Annotated in this window: 19 protein-coding genes; 8 read left to right on the top strand and 11 right to left on the bottom strand. The window is 63.4% G+C overall.

The features are described 5' to 3' along the window. Positions 1–64: 64 nt before the first annotated feature. From ACYVKQ_RS18095 to ACYVKQ_RS18075, 5 genes are all read right to left on the bottom strand, one after another. The gene (locus ACYVKQ_RS18095) at positions 65–730 is read right to left on the bottom strand and encodes a BT4734/BF3469 family protein (protein ID WP_460676758.1); all 666 of its coding nucleotides are present in this window, start codon (positions 728–730) and stop codon (positions 65–67) included. 747 nt (positions 731–1,477) lie between these two features. Beyond that, the gene (locus ACYVKQ_RS18090; protein ID WP_460676757.1) at positions 1,478–1,792 is read right to left on the bottom strand and encodes a helix-turn-helix domain-containing protein; all 315 of its coding nucleotides are present in this window, start codon (positions 1,790–1,792) and stop codon (positions 1,478–1,480) included. 95 nt (positions 1,793–1,887) lie between these two features. Next, positions 1,888–2,922, bottom strand: coding sequence for a hypothetical protein (locus tag ACYVKQ_RS18085; protein ID WP_460676756.1), 1,035 nt, complete (start codon positions 2,920–2,922; stop codon positions 1,888–1,890). 29 nt (positions 2,923–2,951) lie between these two features. Further along, positions 2,952–4,103, bottom strand: a complete 1,152-nt coding sequence (locus ACYVKQ_RS18080; RefSeq protein ID WP_460676755.1) for a site-specific integrase — start codon at positions 4,101–4,103, stop codon at positions 2,952–2,954. A 539-nt stretch (positions 4,104–4,642) separates the two neighbouring features. After that, complete coding sequence (locus tag ACYVKQ_RS18075; protein ID WP_460676754.1) at positions 4,643–4,969, bottom strand: winged helix-turn-helix transcriptional regulator; 327 nt, start codon at positions 4,967–4,969, stop codon at positions 4,643–4,645. 197 nt (positions 4,970–5,166) lie between these two features. Here ACYVKQ_RS18075 and ACYVKQ_RS18070 point away from each other — a divergent pair, with 197 nt between their 5' ends. The 3 genes from ACYVKQ_RS18070 to ACYVKQ_RS18060 all read left to right on the top strand — a co-directional run bounded on the left by ACYVKQ_RS18070 (position 5,167) and on the right by ACYVKQ_RS18060 (position 6,823). Next, complete coding sequence (locus ACYVKQ_RS18070; protein ID WP_460676753.1) at positions 5,167–5,592, top strand: hypothetical protein; 426 nt, start codon at positions 5,167–5,169, stop codon at positions 5,590–5,592. 98 nt (positions 5,593–5,690) lie between these two features. Next, positions 5,691–6,353, top strand: a complete 663-nt coding sequence (locus ACYVKQ_RS18065) for a carboxypeptidase-like regulatory domain-containing protein (protein ID WP_460676752.1) — start codon at positions 5,691–5,693, stop codon at positions 6,351–6,353. Positions 6,354–6,442: 89 nt separating this feature from the next. Next, entirely contained in the window at positions 6,443–6,823 is a 381-nt protein-coding gene (locus tag ACYVKQ_RS18060; protein WP_460676751.1) for a hypothetical protein, read from the top strand. Positions 6,824–7,259: 436 nt separating this feature from the next. Here ACYVKQ_RS18060 and xylA read toward each other — a convergent pair whose 3' ends face one another. Together xylA and ACYVKQ_RS18050 are read right to left on the bottom strand one after the other, a co-directional pair. Further along, positions 7,260–8,588 carry a xylose isomerase gene (gene xylA / locus ACYVKQ_RS18055; RefSeq protein WP_460676750.1) on the bottom strand — a complete coding sequence of 443 codons (1,329 nt, stop codon included), beginning with the start codon at positions 8,586–8,588 and terminating at the stop codon, positions 7,260–7,262. An 87-nt stretch (positions 8,589–8,675) separates the two neighbouring features. Then, a complete protein-coding gene (locus ACYVKQ_RS18050; RefSeq protein ID WP_460676749.1) occupies positions 8,676–10,220 on the bottom strand; it encodes a glycoside hydrolase family 43 protein in 1,545 nt (514 codons plus the stop codon). Positions 10,221–10,976: 756 nt separating this feature from the next. On the opposite strand from ACYVKQ_RS18050, the gene ACYVKQ_RS18045 reads away from it, so the two are divergent. Further along, entirely contained in the window at positions 10,977–11,717 is a 741-nt protein-coding gene (locus ACYVKQ_RS18045; protein ID WP_460676748.1) for a DUF92 domain-containing protein, read from the top strand. Positions 11,718–11,926: 209 nt separating this feature from the next. Here the strand turns inward: ACYVKQ_RS18045 and ACYVKQ_RS18040 are convergent, their stop codons facing one another. Further along, on the bottom strand, positions 11,927–12,403 hold the full coding sequence (locus ACYVKQ_RS18040; protein WP_460676747.1) for a helix-turn-helix domain-containing protein: 477 nt from the start codon (positions 12,401–12,403) through the stop codon (positions 11,927–11,929). A gap of 592 nt (positions 12,404–12,995) precedes the next feature. Between ACYVKQ_RS18040 and ACYVKQ_RS18035 the strand changes: the two genes are divergently transcribed. The 3 genes from ACYVKQ_RS18035 (at position 12,996) to ACYVKQ_RS18025 (ending at position 17,099) form a co-directional block, all read left to right on the top strand. Continuing rightward, the gene (locus ACYVKQ_RS18035; protein ID WP_460676746.1) at positions 12,996–14,024 is read left to right on the top strand and encodes a LacI family DNA-binding transcriptional regulator; all 1,029 of its coding nucleotides are present in this window, start codon (positions 12,996–12,998) and stop codon (positions 14,022–14,024) included. Positions 14,025–14,188: 164 nt separating this feature from the next. Beyond that, positions 14,189–16,246 (top strand): M13 family metallopeptidase, encoded by a 2,058-nt coding sequence (locus ACYVKQ_RS18030; protein ID WP_460676745.1) that lies wholly within the window; start codon positions 14,189–14,191, stop codon positions 16,244–16,246. A gap of 139 nt (positions 16,247–16,385) precedes the next feature. Then, a complete protein-coding gene (locus ACYVKQ_RS18025; protein ID WP_460676744.1) occupies positions 16,386–17,099 on the top strand; it encodes a TIGR04283 family arsenosugar biosynthesis glycosyltransferase in 714 nt (237 codons plus the stop codon). 99 nt (positions 17,100–17,198) lie between these two features. Here the strand turns inward: ACYVKQ_RS18025 and ACYVKQ_RS18020 are convergent, their stop codons facing one another. Both ACYVKQ_RS18020 and ACYVKQ_RS18015 read right to left on the bottom strand, forming a co-directional pair. Next, positions 17,199–18,248: a hypothetical protein gene (locus tag ACYVKQ_RS18020; RefSeq protein WP_460676743.1), complete on the bottom strand. Its 1,050-nt coding sequence runs from the start codon at positions 18,246–18,248 to the stop codon at positions 17,199–17,201. Between the two features lie 128 nt (positions 18,249–18,376). Next, on the bottom strand, positions 18,377–19,834 hold the full coding sequence (locus ACYVKQ_RS18015; RefSeq protein WP_460676742.1) for a T9SS type A sorting domain-containing protein: 1,458 nt from the start codon (positions 19,832–19,834) through the stop codon (positions 18,377–18,379). Between the two features lie 418 nt (positions 19,835–20,252). Here ACYVKQ_RS18015 and ACYVKQ_RS18010 point away from each other — a divergent pair, with 418 nt between their 5' ends. Continuing rightward, positions 20,253–20,867, top strand: coding sequence for a fasciclin domain-containing protein (locus tag ACYVKQ_RS18010; RefSeq protein WP_460676741.1), 615 nt, complete (start codon positions 20,253–20,255; stop codon positions 20,865–20,867). 124 nt (positions 20,868–20,991) lie between these two features. On the opposite strand, the gene ACYVKQ_RS18005 is transcribed toward ACYVKQ_RS18010, so the two are convergent. Further along, positions 20,992–22,302 carry a sensor histidine kinase gene (locus ACYVKQ_RS18005; protein WP_460676740.1) on the bottom strand — a complete coding sequence of 437 codons (1,311 nt, stop codon included), beginning with the start codon at positions 22,300–22,302 and terminating at the stop codon, positions 20,992–20,994. Positions 22,303–22,305: the final 3 nt, after the last annotated feature.

Raw genomic sequence — 22,305 nt, 5'->3', positions numbered from 1 at the left:
GGGTGTCGGTTTTACTAGGAAAATGAATGGGTACCCAGCAGTAGTGCGGGCTACCGGCGGCGCGTCAGGCCACGTACCGGGGGCTTAGCCAGGCCTCGGCATCGTGACAGACAAAGCAGGCACGGGCCACATCTTTGCCGCTGGGGTCGGGCACCAGGCCCGCGGTGCCGTGGTGGTGGCTTAAGTAAGCCGACAGGGCGCGGAAGTTGTCGAGGTGGGAGGCGCCGGGGTCGGTTTCTACCAGGGCCTTTAGGCCTTCCCCGCCGGGGCTGGCAAACAGCAACACCAGCGCCGGCTGCAGCAGCGCATCCGATAGCAGGGCCGCACGGGCGGCGGCCACGTCGGGCAGGTGGTCAAAGTCCAGCACCAGCAGGCCCGACGCGGCCACCAGGTTGCCGTTGGCACGGGTTGGGGCAAAGGTGCCGGCCGGCGTCACGTAGTCGAGGGCCTTTTTCAACTCGGCGCGGGCAGGGCTGCCCGTTGGTTCGGCTCGGAGTTGGGCCGTAGCCGGCGCAAAGGTTGGGCCGCTCACCACGTCCCACAGTTGGCGCGGGGTAACGGTGGCGTACGGCGCCGCCGTACGGATGCCACCCCGGTAGTAGCTGAACCGGGCCGCCGGTAGCGGTTCCGTTACTGCAACGTTACTGTTATTGCCTGCCAGGGCCGGTTGCTCGGTGTCAGTGGGCCGCGGCGCGGCGGCGTCTGTTTCGCGTCTGTAAATCCGTTCCATTGCTTCAGCAGCGGGCCCGGCAACGTCCGCTAAACATGACGAATCTGTATAGTTTACTGGGGCAGCTGTTCCTGTTCTATTCCTGTAAACGTGGGCCGCCCCGCCACCATCTGCCGCCGACAGGTTCGCTTCGGCAGGCAGCTCCGGCTCGGCAAAAATGCCCCGGCGTGGTTCGCGCAAACCAGCGGCCCGAAGGGCGGGCAGCCAGTCGGCCAGCGGGCCCGCGTAGCCGCGGCGGTGTAAGGCCGCTTCCAGTTCGGCAGGTGTACGGGTGAAGGCCGGGCCGTAGTCGGCAAACAAGGCCCGCACGGCGGCCGGATCGAGTATCGGGGCCGCACTCATTGCACCGGGGGCAGTTGGCGGGGCGGGCGGCTCTGGTTGCGCTTGGCGCCGGCACGGGCAACCCAGGGCAGCAACGCGGCCGGCGCCGGCTTAGCAGGTAGTGCCGGCAGCAGGTACAGCCGTTTGATTCCGTCTGCTTCTAGTCGCATGGTCGGATCATCGTGCGGGGCCGGCTCAGCCAGCACCAACGACAGGGCCCCGCGGCTGTAAGTCCCCATGTGGTTGCTTACCACTGTGCCTATCCAGACAATACGGGGCCCATGGTCTAGCCCTTCCCCCGTATCGAGGGCAGCCACGGCGGCGCCTTCCGGCACGGCGCCCCAATCACGCGGCCGCACTTCGTAGGCAGGTAGAAAGCCAGCACCTACAGCCAGGTATACCGGTGGCTTATCGAGTAGCAGTACGCTAAGCACGCTTACCCCCTTTCCCCTTTAGCGTACGCTGCTGGCTCTGCAGGCTTGCCAGCACCTCGGAGCGTTTCAGGTAAACGCGGCCGCCCAGGCGGTGCTTGCACAACAGCCCGCGGCGCGCAAGATCGTGCACGGTTTGTGGGCACACGTCTAATAGTGCGGCCGCGTCCCTTATGGTCAGCAGTTCCGGGCCGGCATCATCAGCAGCGGGCGGGACTGGTGTATTGGTTTTGACTTCGTGCCGGATGATGGCCCGAAAGTCCTCTAATAGTTGGGAGTAGGCTACTCCAGTGGTTAGGATGGTTTGCATTGTGTAGCACCGCTTAATTCTTGCGATTCGCTACAAAGGCCGACAACCTATTGGAAATCTATAGGGGTGCCAGAATATTTATCCATAAATTTCCATTACGCAGGTTTAAGCACAAGCCTAGGGCGAGTCAAAGCCTTATTATTCGTTGCAGCCCAACTTTCAACCCAACTTACTGCTTGGGCACAGTACTTCCTAAACATGTCACTCGTTTGGTTGCCTTTTCCATGAACTTGATAATTGGCTAGCTTAGAAGTTATATTCATGTTAAATTCTGCGCTTATAATCTTAACAATATCTTCAGCTGTAGAAACAGGATTAATTAAATTATAATATTCCAGTACTCGATAAACAGCTACAAATGCGCTTTTCCGTCCTTGTCCTTTTCCTCTCTTAAACTCAATAGCATTTCCATTTTTCGCATTAATAAGGTTTTTTGAACTCAAGAAGCTTCGTATATCACTTACGCTAAGTGACCCTGGAATTATGATATCATCAAAGGAAACAGCTTGGTCCGCAGCCCCGCTAGAAATGTTTACAGATGTAACATTAGCCATTGAAGCCTTTACCCATTCTGTGATGAATTCAGCAATTTCTTGACTTATGTCATACACCTTAACAGCGCTTAGTATAGCGTTTAATACTAAAAGTCCATATTCAGGATCTTTTTCATATGCATTAAACCAAATAGCATTAAGAGTAGACTCTATTTTTAAAGGCGGCACTTCACATAAGATTATAACAGTGAAAATATTTGCAATGCTATCAGAAATTTTAGTAGATGCATACCTTTTCCTTATGTACGAAGCTTTAAAGTTTAAATAGTCCTTATGAGTCTTTATGTAAATAGATCTTTTAGAGGAATTAGCAGTGCGCACCTGATTGATTATCCACCTTTCTGCATTAGTAGAAAATTCTATAAAAGAAACGCCTCCCTTACGGCTCACATCAATTAGCACTTCTATAATATCGTCTTTGGTAGAATAACGATGTATGGCGGGGCGCTTGTTAGACAGGTCGTTATGCTTACTGCCGGGCTGAGGCGCTTGATTCCAGAGCCGAGGCGACTTCACATTGTCAGCATGTTTTAAGTTTGGCAACGAGTCCGCCGAGCCTTTCACTTCGAATCCCATTTTTTGTTACTGATTATTGCTTATTGAAATTACTGTGCTACACGTAGCGCTGAAGGCATTTCGTAGACACGGGCAAACTCCCGCTCTACAGCTTGCTCGGTGATATTTACATACCTTTTAAAGGACTTCCAATCCCGATGCCCAGTAATCTTCATTACAAGTTCCGGGCGTAGGCCCCGCTCCAAACTGAGCGTTACAAAGGTGCGGCGGCCGGTGTGGCAGCCCAGCTTTTGCCACTTCGGGAGCGTGGTGCTTTCCCGCTTGCCGCCGCGGTAGCGGATTACTTCAATGGGCTCTGTAATGCCGGCCCGTTCGCCCAGTTCCTTTAGGTAGTCATTAAGCTTCTGGTTGGATACGGCCCGGATTTGCCCTTCTACCATCCGGCGTACAATCGGCAGGGCGCGGGCCTGCAGGGGTATCGTAACGGTTTCGCGGGTTTTCTGCGTAGTCAGCCGCAACGTTTGGCCACGTAGGTGCTCCGGCCGGATGCTCACCAGATCGGAATACCGAAGGCCGGTATAACAGCTCAGTAGAAACAGGGAGCGGGCGTTGTCGAGGTAGCCGGCGGCAGGCAGTTCAAGGGCTTCCAGCGCCGCTACTTCCTCGGCCGTGAGCGTCATTATATCCGGTTCCTGCCGCTTCCAACTGAGGCGGGCGTAGCCAGTGGTATCGTGGTAGCCCCGTTCGGCAGCCCACTTCATAAAGCTTTTAAGCCGGGTAATGTGCTTCTGTATGGTGTTGTCCGTTTGCCGGGCGGTATGCAGCAGGTACGCGGTGAATTTGTCTCCCCAGGCAGGCGTAATCAGGTCAAAATCTACGGCGGTGCCGCTGGCCTGCCCGAACTCCCGCAGGTGCCGGGCGGCGGTGGCGTAGGTCTGAGCCGTACGCACCTGCCCGGCAGCACGGGTAATGCTTACCCATTCCTCGTAGTAGTCCCAAAAGGCACGGGCCACCGGAACGGGCGCCGCTTCCGTCAGCACCACGGCGGCGCGTAGTTCTTCGGGGCTGGGCAGGTTGCCAGCAGCTACAGCTGCAGTGTAGCAGTTGGTCAGCGCGGTTTCTATATCGTCCAGCCGGTCGTTCAGCGGGCCGTTGGGGTTGTTGCGCCCCTTGGTTTGGCCCCGCTGGTTGTCGACTACCCACTGCCGGGGCAGCACCTTTAGGCCGGTGGGTACTTTCACGCGCCGGCCATTGAAGGACACAAACGCAAAAATCGGGGTCGGCTGAGAGCTGCTAGGCTCCCTCAGCAGAAAGGAAACAGTTATCATTTGTACGGGTAAGTAGTTGCCGTACGAAAGATAAAAAGTCTGTCCCCCGAACCCGAATTTGGGGGACACTTTGGGGGACAAAATTTCCGATTAAGCCCGTATAAGTCCGATTGTTCCCGATACCCCAATTTTCAAAAAGCCCTTTCCAGCCTATTTAGAGGCATTTTTCAGGAAGCTTTAGTTCTCCTTAAATGGAGGGTTAAAGTTCCGTCGCGGCTACTTAAAACCGCGTTTGCAGCATGCAAACGCGGTTTTGATTTTTTGGATTGGCCTCGCCGATGCAACGGCTCGGATGGATGGGGAGTGCAGAAGCGGCGAGCCATTGGTCCAACTCCACGCCGTCAGGTAAACAACGGGTATCCGCTTTCCTGCGCACGCAAAAGCCGGGGAAGTTGATGCTGCCAAGCTCGGGAAAGACCGGTTTCTGAACCGGCCTGGGGCGGCGGTGCCTGTTAGCCAACGGTATAGCCCAGCCCAAATTGCAGCAAGGCGGCCAGCACTGGTAATGCTTGTTCGCCTTGCGCGGTCAAGGCGTACTGCACCCGCGCGGGCCCCTCGCCGGATTCCTGCCGGGCCACCAACTCCGCCTCGATTAGGTTGCGCAGCTCTTGGGCCAGCACTTTTTCGCTGATGTCGGGTAGCGCCTGTTTGAGCTGTCCGTAGCGGTTCTGCCCCAGAGAAATTTGTTGCAGCAGCAATAAGCGCCACTTACCGCCGAGCAGGTCAAGAGCGGTGCGAACCGGGCATCGGGGCGTGATGGGGGTACAGGAAGTAGGCATACTAACCTCAAGGTAGGTGGTTTTTGACAACTACGGGCAAACTATGCCGGTTAGAGGAACTACGACGCTTTGCCCATGGCTGCAGTACTACTAAAGTAATAAATGACAATAATTTTGTTTAAAGTTTACACCATAAAAATCAAACAAAACAGTAATATTTGACGTACCGCACCTACCCTTTGCTGATTCCACGCCCCATGGTACTATCCTTACTGAACCCCGCTCGCATTTTGTCGCGCTTGAGCTCCACCCGGGTTGATGAAGGCCAGCAGCGGGCCGCCGCGTGCCTGTCGCGGGTGCAGAACGAGATACCCGAATTGCTGGCCGCTGCCGTAGTCGCCCTGCCCAGTGGGCGCCCACTGGCCAGCTTCGGCCGCTGCGGCCTTCGGCCCGACCGGGCGGCAGCTTGCCACGCCGAGGTCATCCGGCAGAAGCAGCAAGCCATTGCGGCCCTAGGCCTGGTCGACGAGCGGATCGAGGACATTCTCGTGTCCTTGCGCGAGCAGGTACATCTGTTGCGTGTCAGTGCCGATGGCAGCCGCTTTCTGTACGTGGCCGTGAGCACCGACGACACCAATCTGGCCCTGGCCCGCGCGGTGCTGCAGCAGGAGGCCCTGCTGTAGCCTCGTACCTCCGCCGCTAGCCCTGGCATCTGACTGCGCCCAATTCCCGCAGCCCGGGCGTTTTTGCCACTTCCGATTCCACCTAACTGCACTTGCCCATGAAGCTCACTGCCTCTCCCTTCGACCCCGTGACCGGTGCCCTGCTTCCGGTCTACCGCGATGCGTATTTGCGCGGCGACTTATCCAAGCTCAACACGGGGGCCGTCGATGCCTACCTGCGTAAGCGCAACGCTTCCGCCGACGAGACGCTGCGCCGATTTTATGAGCTGCAGCAGCAAGGAGAACGGGTACGCCCCGTCGGCTGGGTGCGGCGGCAATTTGAGCTCATCCGTACCGAACCGCGGCGGTTGCGCCACCGGGTAGGGGCGCTCGTGGCGGGCGCGGCCCTGGTAGGCGGGGCTGTGCTGGCGGGCACTGGTTCGCCCATGGCCCCGGCCGAGGTTTCTGCCGAAGCCTTCGCCGGCGAGAGCAGCGTCACCCGCCTGAGCACCGTGCGGGGCCGCATTCTGGATGAAAACGGCCGGCCGCTGATCGGGGCCACCGTGCTCGTGAAGGGCAGCACCCGCGGCGTGAGCACCAACGCCGACGGCGAATACGCGCTGCTCGTACCGGCGGGACGCTCCACCACGCTGGCTTATGGCTACGGTGGTTATCAAAACGAGAACGTGGCCGTGTACGGCGGGCGTACCGAAAACGTAACCCTGCTGCCCCGCCCGGCCGAGCGCCCGGCTGGTAAGACCAAACGGTGGTTCCTGTTCTGATGCCCAAGCCCCGGCGCCGCTCCCCAAGCCCCCTCTCCCGCTTTCTTTCGCCCTCTCCTACTTCATTACCTTCCTCCCCCAACCCCTCTATGGCATACTCTGCCTCCAACGCCGCCGGCCAAGCCGTGCAAAACATCCTCGCCGACCTGCCGCAGTTGCTGGCCGTAGCCATCGTCGACACCACCTCAGGCATGACGTTGGCCTCGCATTCCAACTCGCCCTCGCTAAACCCAGAAACGGCCGCTGCCTACAACACCGAAGTAGTCAAGCAAAAGCAGAAGGCCATGGCCGCCCTGAAGCTGCAGGGCGAGCAGATCGACGACATTCTCATTTCGCTCACCAACCAGCTGCACCTGATCAACTTGATCGACGGCGGCAAGAAATTCATCTACCTGGCCGTCAACGCCCGCGACACCAACCTGGCCATTGCTCGTGAGGTGGTGCGCGCACAAGTTGAGCTTCTGAAGTAGCCACACCATCGGCTCCCCGGCTGCCGCCGCGCCAGTACCCCGCCGGGGGCACCGGCGCGGCGGCAGCGTTTTCGGGGCTTTCAGCGCTGTTATCTTTCGGGCACGCAGGGCCGTGGCGGGGCGCGGAGCACCCCGGCTCCCTGCCCCATCCGTAGCTTTCCTAGAATGGTTGCCCGGGCTTGTTCGTGGGCGCTTTACAACGCAGTTTTGCCGCAGGTGTCCAATTCGGCTTGCACGCATCCAGGAGCTTTATTTTCCTCCATCGGCTGCGTATTTCCACCTGCTTCCGAAGGCCGTGGGGACGGTGCCAGGCTAAGGCAGCAGGTGAGGGTAGAAACGCGCATACAGAGGAGGGCAACGGGTGGATGTGGCGAAGGCACACAGCAAGAAGCACCGGTGGTTGGCCGGTGCTTCTTGTAGGATTGCGACGGGGCGCTTACAGGTAGCGGTTGAGGAGGTTTTCAAGGTACTCCTGGCGGCCGCTGCGCACCTGCGGCTCGCCGTGCTCGGCGGCGTAGTCGCGCAGCTGCTCCAAGGAGAGCTGCCCCTGCTCGAAGGCGCGGCCGGCGCCCTGGTCGAAGGAGGCGTAGCGCTGCCGGCGCAGCTGGCGGTAGTCGGATTTCTCCAGCACGTCGTGGGCCACGAGGAGGGCGCGGGCAAAGGCATCCATGCCGCCGATGTGGGCGTGGAAGAGGTCCTCCACGTCGGTGGAGTTGCGGCGGACTTTCGCGTCGAAGTTGATGCCGCCGCCCTGCAGCCCGCCGGCCTCCAGTATCACCAGCATGGCCTCCGTCAGCTCGTAGACGTTGGTGGGGAACTGGTCGGTGTCCCAGCCGTTCTGGTAGTCGCCGCGGTTGGCGTCGATGGAGCCGAGCAGGCCGGCGTCGGCGGCCACTTGCAGCTCGTGCGCGAAGCTGTGGCCGGCCAGCGTGGCGTGGTTGACTTCCAGGTTGAGCTTGAAGTCGCCGAGCAGATCGTGCTGGCGCAGGAAGCCGATGACGGTGGCCGCGTCGTAGTCGTACTGATGCTTGGTGGGCTCCATGGGCTTGGGCTCGATCAGGAAGGTGCCCGTGAAGCCCTGCTTGCGGGCGTAGTCCTTGGCCGTGTGCAGAAACTTGGCCAGGTGTTCCTGCTCGCGCTTCATGTCGGTGTTCAGCAGCGTCATGTAGCCCTCACGCCCGCCCCAGAACACGTAGTTTTCGCCGCCCAGCGCGATGGTCGCGTCGATAGCCGCCTTCACCTGGGCCGCGCCGTGGGCCAGCACGTGGAAATCGGGGTTAGTAGCCGCCCCGTTCATGTAGCGGCGGTGCGAAAAGAGATTGGCCGTGCCCCAGAGCAGCTTCACGCCGGTGGCCTGCTGGTGCTGGCGCGCGTGCTCGGTCAGCTGCTGCAGGCGCCGCTCGTTGTCGGCCACGTCGTCGGTGTATTCCACCACGTCCACGTCGTGGAAGCAGTAGTAGGGCAGCCCGAGCTTGGTCAGAAACTCAAACGCGGCGTCCATCTTGGCCTGCGCCCGCCCAATCGGGTCTCCCAGCCGGTCCCAGGGAAACAGGTGGGTCGGCTCGCCGAACGGGTCGGCGCCCGAGCCGGTAAACGAGTGCCAGTAGGCGCCGGCGAAGCGCAGCCACTCGGCCATGGGCTTGCCGGCCACCACGCGACCGGCGTCGTACCAGCGAAACGCCAGCGGGTTGTCCGTGTCCGGTCCTTCGTATTTGATCGGCGGCAGCGCGCTGAAAAGCGTCTGTTGGGCGAGGGCAGTGCTCATAAGAAAAGGAAGTTGTCAGTTGCGGGTTGTCAGTTGTCGGTTTGCTGGTTTGCTTCACGGCCGGCTCCAAGCGGGTCTGCCTGGGGGTTACTCGATGCGGAACCAGTCGATGTCGGCGTTGCCGCTGTCGTTGAACTTGCCGGGCCGGGTGCAGAACAGGCCGACTTTGGCCCCTATCCACTTGCCCTCCCGGGCCTTGAATTCCGTGCCCAGTGGCTGGAAGCTCTGCCCGTCGAAGCTGTAGCTGAACTGGCAGAGGGCGCCCGGCTTCACGGCCACCCGCAGGTACAGGGGCTGCTTGGCCTGGGCCGCTGGTACTTCCACCGGGGCCGTGGTGGTTTCGGCCGTCCCCTTGTCGGCATCCTTGCAGGTGCTCTGGCTCAGCAGCAGCTTGCCGCCCCGGTTGGTCAGGGAAAGGTAGCTGTAGTCGAGGCCCATCATCAGCAGGCCTACTTTTTCCCCTTCGAGGCGGGAGTCGAAGCGCAGTTTGGCGGTGGTGGTGAACGTCTCGGCGGGCAGCTTCTGCAGCAGCAGGTTGGGCTGCTGCCACAGGTTTTGGTAGCCCTCGGCCAGCGGCATGGCGTAGAGGCGCAGGTAGCCCTGGGGACCGTTCAGGAAGGCCCAGTAATCCTGCGGGTTGGCGTGCCACTGCCACTGCAGGCCCAGCTGGTTGGCGCTGAATTCGTCGGAAGTCGGCGGCGTGGCCAGCGGCTGGGCCTTGCCCTTGATGCGGGGCTTGCGGTGGGTGAGTACCGGCTGGCCCTTGCCGTCGCCGTCGGGGTCTTCGCCAATGACGGGCCAGTTGTTTTTCCACGTCATGGGCTGCAGGTGCACCACCCGGCCGTAGGCGTACTGGTCCTGAAAGTGCAGAAACCAGTCTTCGCCGGTGTTGGTATCTACCCAGGCCCCCTGGTGCGGGCCGTTAATCGGCGTTTTGCCCTGGTCCATCACGATGCGCTCCTCGTAGGGGCCATATACGTTTTTGGAGCGCAGCACCAGCTGCCAGCCCGTGGGCACCCCCCCGGCCGGCGCGAAGATGTAGTAGTAGCCGTTACGCTTGTAGAACTTCGGCCCTTCGAGCGTGGGGTGGCCCTGGTGGCCGTCGAAGACCAGCGCGTCGGGTCCGGTCAGGCTAAGGCCATCCGCGGCCATCGGCGACACGGCCAGGATGGTCTTGATGCCCGCCCGCGAGCCGGCGAAGCCGTGCACGAGGTAGGCTCGGCCGTCCTCGTCCCAGAGCGGGCAGGGGTCGATCCAGCCCTTGGCCTCCTTGATGCACACCGGCGTCGACCACGGTCCGGCCGGGTTCTTCGCCTTGGTGACGAAAATGCCCAGGTCGGGGTCGGGGTAGTAGATGTAAAACTCCTTCTGGTGGTAGCGGATGGCCGGAGCCCAGACGCCGTTGCCGTGCTGCGGCAGCGCGTAACGGGCTTTGGGCAGCTGCTCCTGAAACGCCGCCCCGATGAGCGACCAGTTTACCAGGTCCTTGGAATGCAGGATCTGCAGCCCCGGCACCGCGTTGAAGCTGGAGGAAGTCAGGTAAAAGTCGTCGCCGACGCGGATGACGTCGGGGTCGGAGTAATCGGCGTAAAGGACCGGGTTCTTATAGGTGCCGTTGCCTAGGTCCGGCACCCATACCCTGGATAGTACCGGCGACTGAGCCACTGCTACCGGGGCCAACGCGGCCGATAAGGCCAAGGCTACGGCCGCAACGTGGCCGTGCCGAAGAAGCGAGGTGCGCAGGGCCCCAGGGCCAGCAAGCGTTCGGGTCAATAGGTGCATGAGCATAGGCCGCAAGAGTCCGCCGGCAAGGCTTCGGTAGTAATCAGATTGGAAAGGTAGGGTCAACCGACAAATAAATACCATTTGGAAACGATACCGATATATAATCCGTGACACTAGCTACCCCTGCTTATACGCTTGTGCTAGCTCTTTTCACACCCCTACTTTTCTCACCTGATCAGTTACAGGCGCAACAGCAAGTGATGAAAATGTCCCCTTTTTGAGGTATCCCCGGCTTTTGAAATATTTCCGTTGACCCGTGCCAAGGATGAAAGGCCAATTCCGGTATCGTTTCCGAAGCTCGGGCAAAAGAGCATCACCTCATAGGATTAGTCCTACTACACTGCTAGCTTCTATGGCGCAGTGCAGCTGTGGGTCTTCCGCCAGCACGCTGCCATGGATGCCACCCCGCAGCGGCACATCCCGGCTAATGCGCGTAACTAAGCAAGGGCGCGATGTGTGCAGAGCCCGCCGCAACGATAAGGCACCGCCGTACAGCCCAGCGTCGGGGATGCTCTTCCTCAGCCCACGTATGAGAAGGCAAGTAGTCTGGTTGTCCTCCAGCTTCGTTCTTGCAGCAGCGTGAGCCTTTCGCCAAGTTGCAGCATGGATATCGTAGCAGCCCGCGCCACGGCGGACATACAACTTGGAGCGGTAGTGCTCCTATTGGGGGCCGGCATGGTGTACAGCGTGCGCGCCAACAAGCTGACCCGCCCAGCCGCGCTAACCGGTGGGCTGCTGGGGCTGCTCCTGTTTCTGGGTGGCGGCCTCACCGGCGTGGGTCTGCTCGCCCTGTTTTTTGGGCTTGGCACCGCCGCTTCGGCCTGGAATCTGGCCGAGAAACAACGCCTTGGACTGGCCGAAGAAAACAAAGGGCGCCGCCACGCCGGTCAGGCCCTGGCCAACGCCGGCGTGGCCGGCTTGGCGGGGCTTGGCAGTTGGTGCTTCCCGGCGTACGCGCCGGTTTTTCACCTCGCGCTGGCCGGCAGCCTCGCCGCCGCCACGGCCGATACCCTTTCCTCTGAGTTGGGCAACGTCTACGGCCGGCGCTATTACCACGTGTTGACCCTGCGCCCAGACCGGCGCGGCGAAAACGGGGTAGTCAGCGTGGCGGGCACGCTGCTGGGCGTAGCGGGCAGCGCCCTGGTGGCCGGTGTGGCAGCCCTGGGCTTTGGCTGGCGCTGGGAAGCGGCCTGGCTGGTGCTGGCCGCCACTGCCGGCAACCTCACCGACTCGGTGCTGGGTGCTACGCTGGAGCGCCGGCAGGTACTGTCGAATAACGCGGTCAACGGCCTCACGACGCTTGTCGGCGGGCTGGTGGCCGCGGCCTGGGCCTGGCTGGGGTGAATGGCTGGCCAGCCCGGCAAAGCGCCAACGGGGAGCAGGAGGAGGCCGTATGCATGCGGCGCTGCAGGTCGTAAAAAAGCCTGTTTTCAGATGAAAACAGGCTTTTTTACTTTTTCAGACCAATCAACCAGAAACCCGGTATGCAGCTTGCCGGGCCTCACTCAGCGGCCACGAACGGTGGCGGGTGCCCCTGGCCCGCAGCTCAGCGGTTAGGAAGCCTGCTTAAGGGCGCACGGCGCCTCGGCGGCTTTCAGATGATTGCTGCGCAGCGTGGTGGCGCTCATCTGCTTGAGGGCCTTTTGCACCGTGATGGTGCAGATGCGCTCCGTGTAGCCCAGCTCCACCACGCGCTGCGCCAGCAGCGGCAGCGTCCAGCGGCGGTGGTTGGCCGGGGCCGGGCCGCGCATGAGGCGGCGCAGCAGCGCTTCCAGCTTGGGCGTCAGCTTGGTGGGGGCGCCGCAGCGGGGCACGGCGTGCAGGTAGTCGCTAAAGCCTTGCTGGCCGAAGGCGCGGCGCATGCTGTACACGCGGTCGATGCTCAGGCCCAGCAGCTCGGCCGATTCCTGCGCGGCTACGTCGGCCAGCCAATGCTGCAGCACCTGCGCGCGGTTGCGTTGTTGCCGCGAAATCGTATCGGAATGGATGAAGTCGGTGAGGTAAGCCTGTTGCTTCCGGGTTAACTGCAAGGAGTGGCGCTGACGACCCATTGGGAGTTGATTTTATCGGGAGAAGCCTATGCCTGGAGCCGACTCGCGGCCGCGCCCCCTACGGACGCTACCGGCTGCCAGCCGACGCTGACGAGCTATTGCCCTCGACCCCAAGCAATGACGGGCCGAATGTAAACAGGCCTTTAGAATTACGCAAACGTTTGCATAATTTCGGCGGCATTTTCTGCTGTTCGGCGGGTGCCGATGCCGACCGACGCCCGTGGCGCCAGCACGTGCATTTCCAGGGTCAGGCCCGGCAGCCAAGGCTGGCAGGTACCCAGAACCGCTACAGCAGCATTTGTCAGGGGTTTAGCTGCGGCGTTGCCGGACTGGCCATTTTTTTTGACGACTTGCTTACGCGTTGTGTCACTGACCACTCGGGCCCCATGCGCCAGCCGCGGGCCCTAACAGGCTTACGCGCAATGCAAACGGTTGCACAAAGCTGGCGCCGCTGAACCCGAAAGCGAAGCGCCCGGTTCTCCCTAGCAGCACGAGCCGCGGACGGGCTGTGCGCCGCTCCGCTGATTTGTCCGAACTTGCCTCCTCATCCCTCTATTCCGCTTCCGTATCCATGCATCGCGCTTCCATCTCGGATCTGGCAGCTCAGCTCAACCTGTCCGTCTCGACCATTTCACGGGCGCTCAGTGACCACGCCAGCATCAGCGACGCCACCAAGCGCCGGGTGTGGGAGCTGGCCCGGCAGCTGAACTACCAGCCCAACCACTTGGCCGCCGCGCTGCGCAAGGGCCGCAGCAACACGCTCGGCGTCATCGTGCCGCACATCGACGGCCATTTTTTCGCGCTGGTGCTCAAGGGCATCGAGAACGGGGCCAACCAGGCCGGCTTCAACGTGATGATCTGCCAGTCGAACGAAAACGCGGCCCACGAGAAGAAAAACCTCGATACGCTGCTCAACGCCCAGGTGGAGGGTATCCTCGTATCGTTGTCGCTCACGACCAAGGACGTACGCCACTTCGAGGACGTGCGCAAACGCGACCTGCCGCTGGTGTTCTTCGACCGCATTCTGGAGTCGCCGGACGTGAGTGCGGTGGTGCTCGACGACTACCAGGGCGCGTACCAGGCCATGGAGCACCTGATCGGGCAGGGTTGCCGGCGCATTGCCCACATCGGCGGGCCGCAGCACCTGAACATCTGCAAAAACCGCTACCGGGCTTACGCCGACGCGCTGCGCGCCCACGACCTGCCCTACGACGAGAGCCTGGTGCATTTCTGCGACCTGACGCTGCCCGAGGGCTTGCAGGCCATGGAAATCCTGCTCGAGCGCAACGCCGAGCTCGACGCCGTGTTTTCGGCCAACGACCTGGCCCTGGCCGGCGCCATGCAGGTACTGCGCGACCGGGGCCTGCGCATTCCGCAGGACGTGGCGCTGGCCGGCTTCAGCAACGAGCTGTTTACGCTGCTCACCGACCCCCACCTGACCACTGTGGACCAGCGTTGCGAGGAAATGGGCCGCACCGCCGTGCGCCTGCTGCTCGACATGGTGGCCGAGCAGCCCCGCAAGCTGGCCCCGCGCCAGATCGTGCTGCAGCCCGAGCTGCTGGTGCGCGGCTCCTCCCAGCGCGACGGCAGCCTGGCGTAAGCGGCCGACGCCCGTAGCCGCAGGCCTCCCGAACGAGCCGGCGAACTGCAGCCGCCGCGCGGTAGGTGATCCGCCCGTGGCGCTATCTGGCGGGCGGCGTTGCAGCTTGGCAGGGACTGGAGGCGTCTGTTACTTTCACGTTTCACTTCTCCCTACTCCTCACCATGCCCCACTTCTTTGCCAACGGCCGCTGGCTGCTGGCCGCGCCCCTGTTGGGGGCCGCCCTGCTGACGGGCTGCCAGTCCGGCGGCTCCTCCCAGGCCCAACCCGATGTGCTGCAGGCCAACCTCGACACCACCGCCCGCCCCGGCGACGACTTCTTCCAGTACGCCAACGGCACCTGGCTGAAAAACCACCCCATTCCGGCCTCCGAAAGCAACTGGGGCATCGGCAAGGAGGTGCAGAACGAGGTGTACGCCCGCCTGCGCGCCTTGAGCGAAGAAGCCGCCCAGGCCAGGGCCGCCAGCGGCAGCGCCCAGCAGAAAATCGGCGACTTCTGGGCCATGGGCATGGATTCGGCCACCATCGACCGGCAGGGCGTGGCCCCGCTCAAGGCTGAGCTGGACCGCATCAACGCCATTCGTTCGGGCGCCGACGTACCGGCCGTGGTGGCGCGCCTGCAGCCGCTGGGCGTGGATGCGCTGATCGGCCTGTACGTGGCGCAAGACGCCAAGAACAGCGAGAAGATGGCCCTGCACCTCTACCAGAGCGGCCTGGGCCTGCCCAACCGCGACTACTACTTCAACAAAGACGCGCGCACCGCGGGCATCCGCCGCGCCTACGGCCGCCACGTGCAGCGCGTGTTTCAGCTGCTGGGGCAGGATTCGGTGCGGGCCCAGCAGAACAGCGGCCGCGTGGTGGCGCTGGAAACCAAGCTGGCCGCCGCCTCGCGCAAGCTCGAAGACCTGCGCGACCCGTACCGCAACTACAACAAGATGGCCGTGGCCGAGCTGCCCCAGCTCACGCCGGGCCTCGACTGGCGCCCTTGGCTCGGCCAGATGGAGCTCGGCAAGGTGGATACGGTCATCGTGGGCCAGCCGGAGTTTTACCGCACGGTGGGCCAGCTGCTGCAGTCGGCCCCGGCCGAAGACTGGCGCGCATACCTGCAATGGCAGCTGGTACACGCCTACGCCCCCACCCTCAGCCACGACTTCGACCAGGAAAACTTTCGCTTCTACGGCACCATTCTGCAGGGCAGCAAGCAGCAGCGCCCCCGCTGGAAGCGCGTGCTCGACGCCGAGGAATCGGCCATGGGCGAGGCCCTGGGGCAGCTATTCGTGAAGGAATACTTCACGCCGGCCACCAAGCAGCGCTACGAGAAGATTACCGAAAACGTGGTGGCCGCCTTCCGCGAGCATATTCAGCAGCTCGACTGGATGAGCGAGGCCACCAAGCAGAAAGCCCTGGTGAAGCTGGCCAGCATCACCAAGAAAGTCGGCTACCCCGACAAGTGGAAGGATTACTCGGCCCTGCAGATCCAGCGCGACTCGTACGCGCAGAACGTGATGCGCGCCAACCAGTGGAAGTACCGCTACAACATCGCCAAGCTGGGCAAACCCGTGGACCGCACCGAGTGGGACATGACGCCGCAGACCTACAACGCGTACTACAATCCCTCGAACAACGAAATCGTGCTGCCGGCGGCCATCTTCGCCATTCCCGGGCTCAAGGATGAAGACGCCGACGACGCGACCATCTACGGCTACGCCGGGGCCAGCACCATCGGCCACGAGCTCACGCACGGCTTCGACGACGAGGGCAGCCAGTTCGACGAGAAGGGCAACCTGCGCAACTGGTGGACCAAGGAAGACCGCGCCGCCTTCCAGCAGCGCGTGGGCCAGATCGTGCGCCAGTTCAACGGCTACACTGTGCTCGACTCGCTGCACATCAACGGCAAGGCCACGGCCGGCGAAAACATTGCCGACCTGGGCGGCATCGTCATTGCCTACGATGCCTTCAAAAAGACGGAGCAGTTCAAGAAAGGCGAAAAAATCGGCGGCCTCACGCCCCAGCAGCGCTACTTCCTCGGCTACGCCCTGGGCTGGCAGAGCCACCAGCGCGACGAGCAGCTGGCCCAGCGCATCATGACCGACGTGCACTCCCCGGCCAAATACCGCGTGAACGGCCCCATGGCCGACGTGCCCGCCTTCTACGAGGCCTTCCAGGTGAAGCCCGGCCAGAAGCTCTGGCGCCCCGACTCGGCGCAGGTGCGCATCTGGTAGCGGCGGCCAGCCGTGGGCCCGGCCCTGGCTTCTTCCCTACCTCCAAAACCCGACTGGCGGCGGCTGGTCGGGTTTTGTGTTTCCCGGCGCCGCACTTTTGCGTACTTGAAGGCGTGCCGCGCCCGCACTGCTACCCGCTATGTCTTCCCCCTCCGTCAGCATCATCATTCCGGCTTACAACGAAGCCGCCGGCATCGGCGCCCTGGTCAGCTACCTGCACGGGGCGGCCCAAGGGGTCGGCGCGGCGGTGGAAATCATCGTGGCCGATGGACAAAGCACCGACGACACGGCCGCCGTGGCCACGGCGGCCGGGGCGCGGGTGCTGCGCTGCCCGGTGCGCGGCCGGGCGCCGCAAATGAACCACGCCGCCGCCCACGCCACGGCCGGGCTGCTGTACTTTCTGCACGCCGATACTTTTCCGCCCGCCGACTTTCTGCCCGCCATCCAGCGGGCCGTGCACGCGGGCTACGGCAGCGGCTGCTTCCGGCTGCGCTTCGATTACCCGCACTGGTTTTTGCGGCTGAGCGCGTGGTTTACGCGCTTCGAAGCCGAGGCCGTGCGCTTCGGCGACCAGAGCCTGTTTGTGCGGCGCGAGGTGTTCGAGCGGGCCGGCGGCTTCCGCACCGACATGATCGTGCTCGAAGACCAGGAAATCACGCGGCGGCTGCGGCGCTGCGGGCCGTTTGCGGTGCTGCCCGAAACAGTGGTTACCTCGGCCCGCAAGTACCTCGAAAACGGCATCTTCCGCCTGCAAGGCACTTTCGCCCTCATCTGCCTGCTGTACCGCCTCGGCGTGCCGCAGCCGCACCTGCGCGCCGTGTACCGGGCCCTGATCCGGCAGGACAAGATCTAACCCGCCCGGCCGCTGCGCTCCAAGCCGTGTCGGCGCGGTGAGCATGTGCCTGCCTGATAGTCTGCACCTGCCCGCTCGCCGTTGCTAGAGCCGCGCGGGTTACGCCTCGCTGCGGCGGCTGCGGCGGGGCCAGCGCCGGCGCAGCGGATTGGGCAGCGGCAGGTTGCCGGCCCACTCGGCCCCGCCGCTGGCCTGGTACTGCTGGTAGCGTTCGGGCTCGATGCGGCGGCGGTCGACGAAGAACAGGCCGCCCCGGAAGCCGCGGCGGCGCACCCAGTTGTTGATCAGGTAAGCGTGCAGGCGCTCCAGCGAGTGAAAGCCGCGCGTGGGCACCCCGTACTCGCCCTGGAAGTAGCGGCCCGGCTCCAGCGGCGGGCGCACGATGCCCGCGGTGTCGCCGTGGCGCAGGCGGCTGATGTCGGCCACCCAGGCGCCGTTGATGATGTTGGAGGCCGGATACGGCGCGGGGTTGCCCCACATGACTTTGCGACCGGCCCCGTTCACGTTGGCAAACCACGGCAGGTGCGACATCACAAAGGCCGAGAAATACGCGAATTCGGCCGGGTCATAGTTTCGTTCCCGAAACACCAGCGTCACCTCGCGGCGCTCGGCCCGGATCATGCGGCGCAGCTCCTGCCGAAAGCGCGGATCGGCCAGGTAGTGCATGGCTTCGGCGAAGGTGTTGAAGAGCAGCACCAGCCCGTTGTAGTGCACCGCCCCGTGCAGGTAGTTGATGGCGTGGGGCATGCGCCGCTGCGGGCCGTGCACCAGCTCCGGCGTCGGCACCGACTTGCGCACCATCGCGGCCAGAAAGCGGCCAACCTTGCCCAGAATGGCCTCGTCGGGCTCGGGCTGGTAGCCTTCCCGGGCCCACTCCTGGCCCACCGGGGTGCGAAACGCTACGTTGCGGCTCCACACCGGCTCCGCCGTGCCGGGCAGCAGCCCGGTTACCCACGGGTGCTCGGGCGTCAGCAGCCCGGCGGGCATGCGGTGAATGGAGAGCAGCCGCATCACGTGCAGCGCGCCGCCGGTATTGTGGATCAGGTTGCCCCGCACCACGTTTTGGGTCATGAAAAAGGCTTCTTTCACCCGGTCGCGCTTGCGGGCTTTGGGCAGGGCAGCGGCAGACGGAGACTCGGCGGATAGCATCAGCAGTGTGGATAAGTGTAAGTCAGCAACGGCCTAAGATACGATTCGAACGGTAGCCCTGGCCCCAAACAAAAACCGCCCGGCGGTGGGCCGGGCGGTTTGGGAAACTTCGGTGTGGCTGGCACTGCTTACTCGCGCACTACTTTCAGGGTGGTGAGTTGCTGGCCCTGGCGTACCGTCAGGAAGTACACGCCCACCGGCAGGCGGCCGGCGCCTGCCAGCGCCACGGCCGCCCCGCCCGCGGGCACGTCGGCCTGGTGCGTGAGCAGCGCCCGGCCCACCGCGTCGTGCAGGTCGAAGCTAACCGCGCCCGCCGTTTTGGTATTGACCTGCACCTTCAGGCCCCCGGCGCCGAAGGGGTTCGGCGCGGCCTGCGCCGCAAACCCGGCGGCTTCGATGCTCACCGTTCGCACCTCCGACAGGGTGGCTTTGCCATCGGTATCCACCTGGCGCAGGCGGTAATAAACCAGGCCGGTGGCGTAGCGGGCAATCCGCGCGTCGAGGTACTCGTAGTCGTGGCGCTGGGTGGTGGTGCCCTGGCCGTTTACGGCGCCCAGGCGGCGGAATTGCTGGCCGTCGAGGCTGACCTCCACCTCGAAGCGGGCGTTGTCTTTTTCCTGGGCCGTGGCCCAGCGCAGCCACGCGTCGGCGCCGCGGCGCTCGGCTGTGAAGCTCAGCAGCGTCACGGGCAGCGGGTTGGAAATGTTCGAGACGGAGAAGAAGCCCAGCGCGTCGGCGGGGCTGCTGATGCTGCGGCTGCTGGCGTCGACGGGGGCTTGCTGCGTCACCCAGGGGCCGGTGATGGCCGCGCTGCGCCACACGCGCGACTGCGTCAGGTTGGTGTTGCCATTGTCGTCGTCGGCCGGCCAGCTCAGGGTCAGGGTGACGGGCTTGCTGGCTGTGGGCTGCGCGCCGGAAGCCACCACCTGCCAGATCCGGTCGATGCCCTTGTTGCCGTAATCGTTGGTGCCGTAGCTCACGCCAGCCGTGTTCAGGCCCGCCGTGCGCGTGATGGTGACGGTACCCAGGTTGTTGGTGCCGGGCGCGAGCTGCGTCCCGTCGGGGAAAGTCACGGCGGTGTTGCCGTTGACGCCCGTGCGCTGCATCTGCAGGTTGCCCTTCACGTACCGGCCCGCGGTTTCGCCGCTCAGCGTCGCGCCCACCGGCAGAATGACCCGAGCCGTTGTGGCCGCGGTGCGGACGCTGCCGGCCGTCAGCGTGAGCTGGCCGGTTACGGTCACGTTGGTGGGCACGGTCACTTCGCTACCGGCCACCGGCTTGTTCACCAGCACGTTGGCAAAGGAAGCGCCGCCAGCCGACAGCACCTGGTTGGCGGAGCCGGTCAGGCTCAGCGTGCCCGTCCCGCTGGCATCCACCGTGCCGGCGTTGGTCACGTCGCCGGTTACCTCCACGGTACCGTTGTTCAGCAGGGTGCTGCCTGATTTGTTCTCAAAGCCACCGTTGATGTACAGCACGGCGCCATTGGTCACGGTCAGCTGCGCCCCGTTGTTGGTTAGGGCCTGGCCCGAAGCCGAAGCCGCGAAGCCCAGCAAACCGAGGGTTACTAGCGTGTAAGAGTGTTTCATAGCAAATGATTAGGCCGCGCGAATGTACACCAGTTAGGCATATAATCCATGTGTCACTGCACTTTACCGGGCTTCGGGGGCCCGAAACCCGCTCCTTGCGCATCCCAGGGCGTTTGTGGCGCGGCCGGCCCCGGTTGCCGGCCGCATCTTCCTGGTTGGCCAAGCCCCGCTGAGCCACGCCGTGGTGGTGGCTGCCGCGCCATTGGTTGCATGCAGATATCACATCCTCATGCGAGGCGGCCGGCACATCTATATGCGATAAAGCACACTGGCAATCAGAATAATACCACAATACCTTTGTGCTGTAGCTACTCCCTCTGCTACCAGCCGGGCCCGACGGGGCCACGTGCCGCTGGTAGCCCGACCGGCCAACGGCGGCCGCTATTGTCTCACTACTTAGCTCTTCCCCTACCCCATCATGTTCAAGCACATCCTGCTGACCTGCCTTGTTGCCGCTTCGGCAGGGGCCGCTCTGGCCCAACAAGCCCCCCTGGGCAAACCCACCGCCAGCATTCAGGCAACGGGCCCTGCTTCCCGGGGTCAGAAAGCAACCCGGCCCACCCCCGCCCCGGCCCCGCTGGTGCTGGCTCCCATTCAGTTCTCCGCGTCGGTGAGCTTGATCCGCAACCTGCACGACCTGGGCACTTTCGAGACGTTTGTGCAGTCGGCCGAGCGGGCCGTGCTGGTCATCCGGCTGCAGAACCCGGGGCCTTATACCGTGTTTGCACCCACTGACGACGCCTTTGCCAAACTGCCGCCCGACCTGCTCGCCGACCTCTGGAATTCCCGCAACCGCGCGCGCCTGCAGGCCCTGCTGCACGCCCACATCGTGTCGGCCGACCTCAAGGAGCACGAGCTGACCGATGGCCGGGTGCTGACCACGCTGGCCGGCACCACCCTGAAAGTGCGCCGCGTGGGCGGCCGCGTGCAGCTGGAAGACGACCGCGGCAAGCGCGCCTACCTGTCTTCCACCAACCACGAGGCCAGCAACGGCACGGTCCACGTGCTGGACGCCGTGCTGTCGCAGCCCTGAGCACCCGTCGCGGCTGTACCGCCAAACGCCCCGGCCGGAACCGTAGTGGCTCCGACCGGGGCGTTTCTGTGGGCACGGGGCTTGCACGTTGCGCGGGCGGCCTCGTGCGTGGCACGAAACAGGGTTATGCCCCTTTCAGCTCGATGTGGAAGGCCGTGCGGCCCGTGTCGGGGTTGGTGGCCAGGCGGAAGGCGAAGCCGTGCTGCAGCAGGATGTCGCGGATCATCGTCAGGCCGATGCCCTGCCCGTCGCGCTTGGTGCTGAAGAAGGGCGTGAACAGCTGCGGCTGCACCTCGGGCGCAATGCCGGGGCCGTCGTTTTCGATGGTCACCGTGGGCGGCTCGGCGGTGGTACGCACCCACACGTTGCCGTCGTGGTCAATGGCTTCGAGGGCATTTTTGCAGATGTTGAGCAGGGCCTGCTCCATCTGCTGCGCGTCGAGGCGGACGAACAGCGGCCCCTCGGCCAGCTGCCAGTGCCAGCGGATGCGGCGCTTCTCGCTTTGCACCTGCAGCAGCCGGCAGATGGCCTTGAGCTGCTCGTGCACGTCGGTGGGGCGCGGCTGCGGGGGGGGCAGGCGCACCAGGTTGGCAAAGCCAGCAATGAAGTTGGCCAGGTGCGTGTTGCGCTGCACCGACACGTCGAGGGCCTCGGTAAAATCGGCGCGGTCGTCCTCGGCCAGCTGCCCGGCGTAGTAGCGAAACGACTGCAGAATGGAGTTGACGGCGCCGATGGAATTGTTGATTTCGTGCGACATCATCCGGATCAGCTTTTCGTAGGCCTGCTTTTCCTGCCGGATCAGCTCCTGGGTGAGCTCCTCCAGCAGAATAAAATGGCGCGGAAAGCCGCGGTCCAGAAAGCTGGAGGTGCTGGCGCGGTAGGTCTGCAGGCCCGAGAGCTGCACCACCTGCGGCTGGCCCGCTTCCAGCTGCCCCAGCACGCGCCCCCACTCGCCGGGCAGCGCGGCCGGCCGCAGCCCGGCCAGCTGCTGGGCGGGCTGCTGCAGGCAGCGGGCCGCCGCCGGGTTCACGCCCTGAATGCGGCCCTCGAAATCGAGCAGCAGAATGCCGGCCGGCGAGGCGTCGATCAGGCGCTCCAGCAAGAAGCTTTTCTCGTGCTGGGTTACCCGCTCCTGCCGCAGCTCGTCGATCATCGTGTTGTAGGTGTCGATGAGCTGGTCCATCTCCGTCTGGCCCACCGGCAGAAACTTCATGGTGAAGTCCCGGTCGCGGATGGCCTCGGTGCCGGCCGCAATCAGGTTGATGGGCCGCACGAAGCCCCGGTACAGCTGCACGCTGATGACGGCCGTGACGATGAGCAGGAGCTCCGTCGCCCCAAACAGCCACATGTTCGACGCGCGAAACTGCAGGGCCAGCCCGGCAATGGCCGCGTGAATGAAGACGACGAACAGGATGTACTTGGTGCGAAGGGTCATGCG

The organism is Hymenobacter coalescens (assembly GCF_054783195.1).
This window is presented reverse-complemented; position numbering and strand designations above follow the sequence as displayed.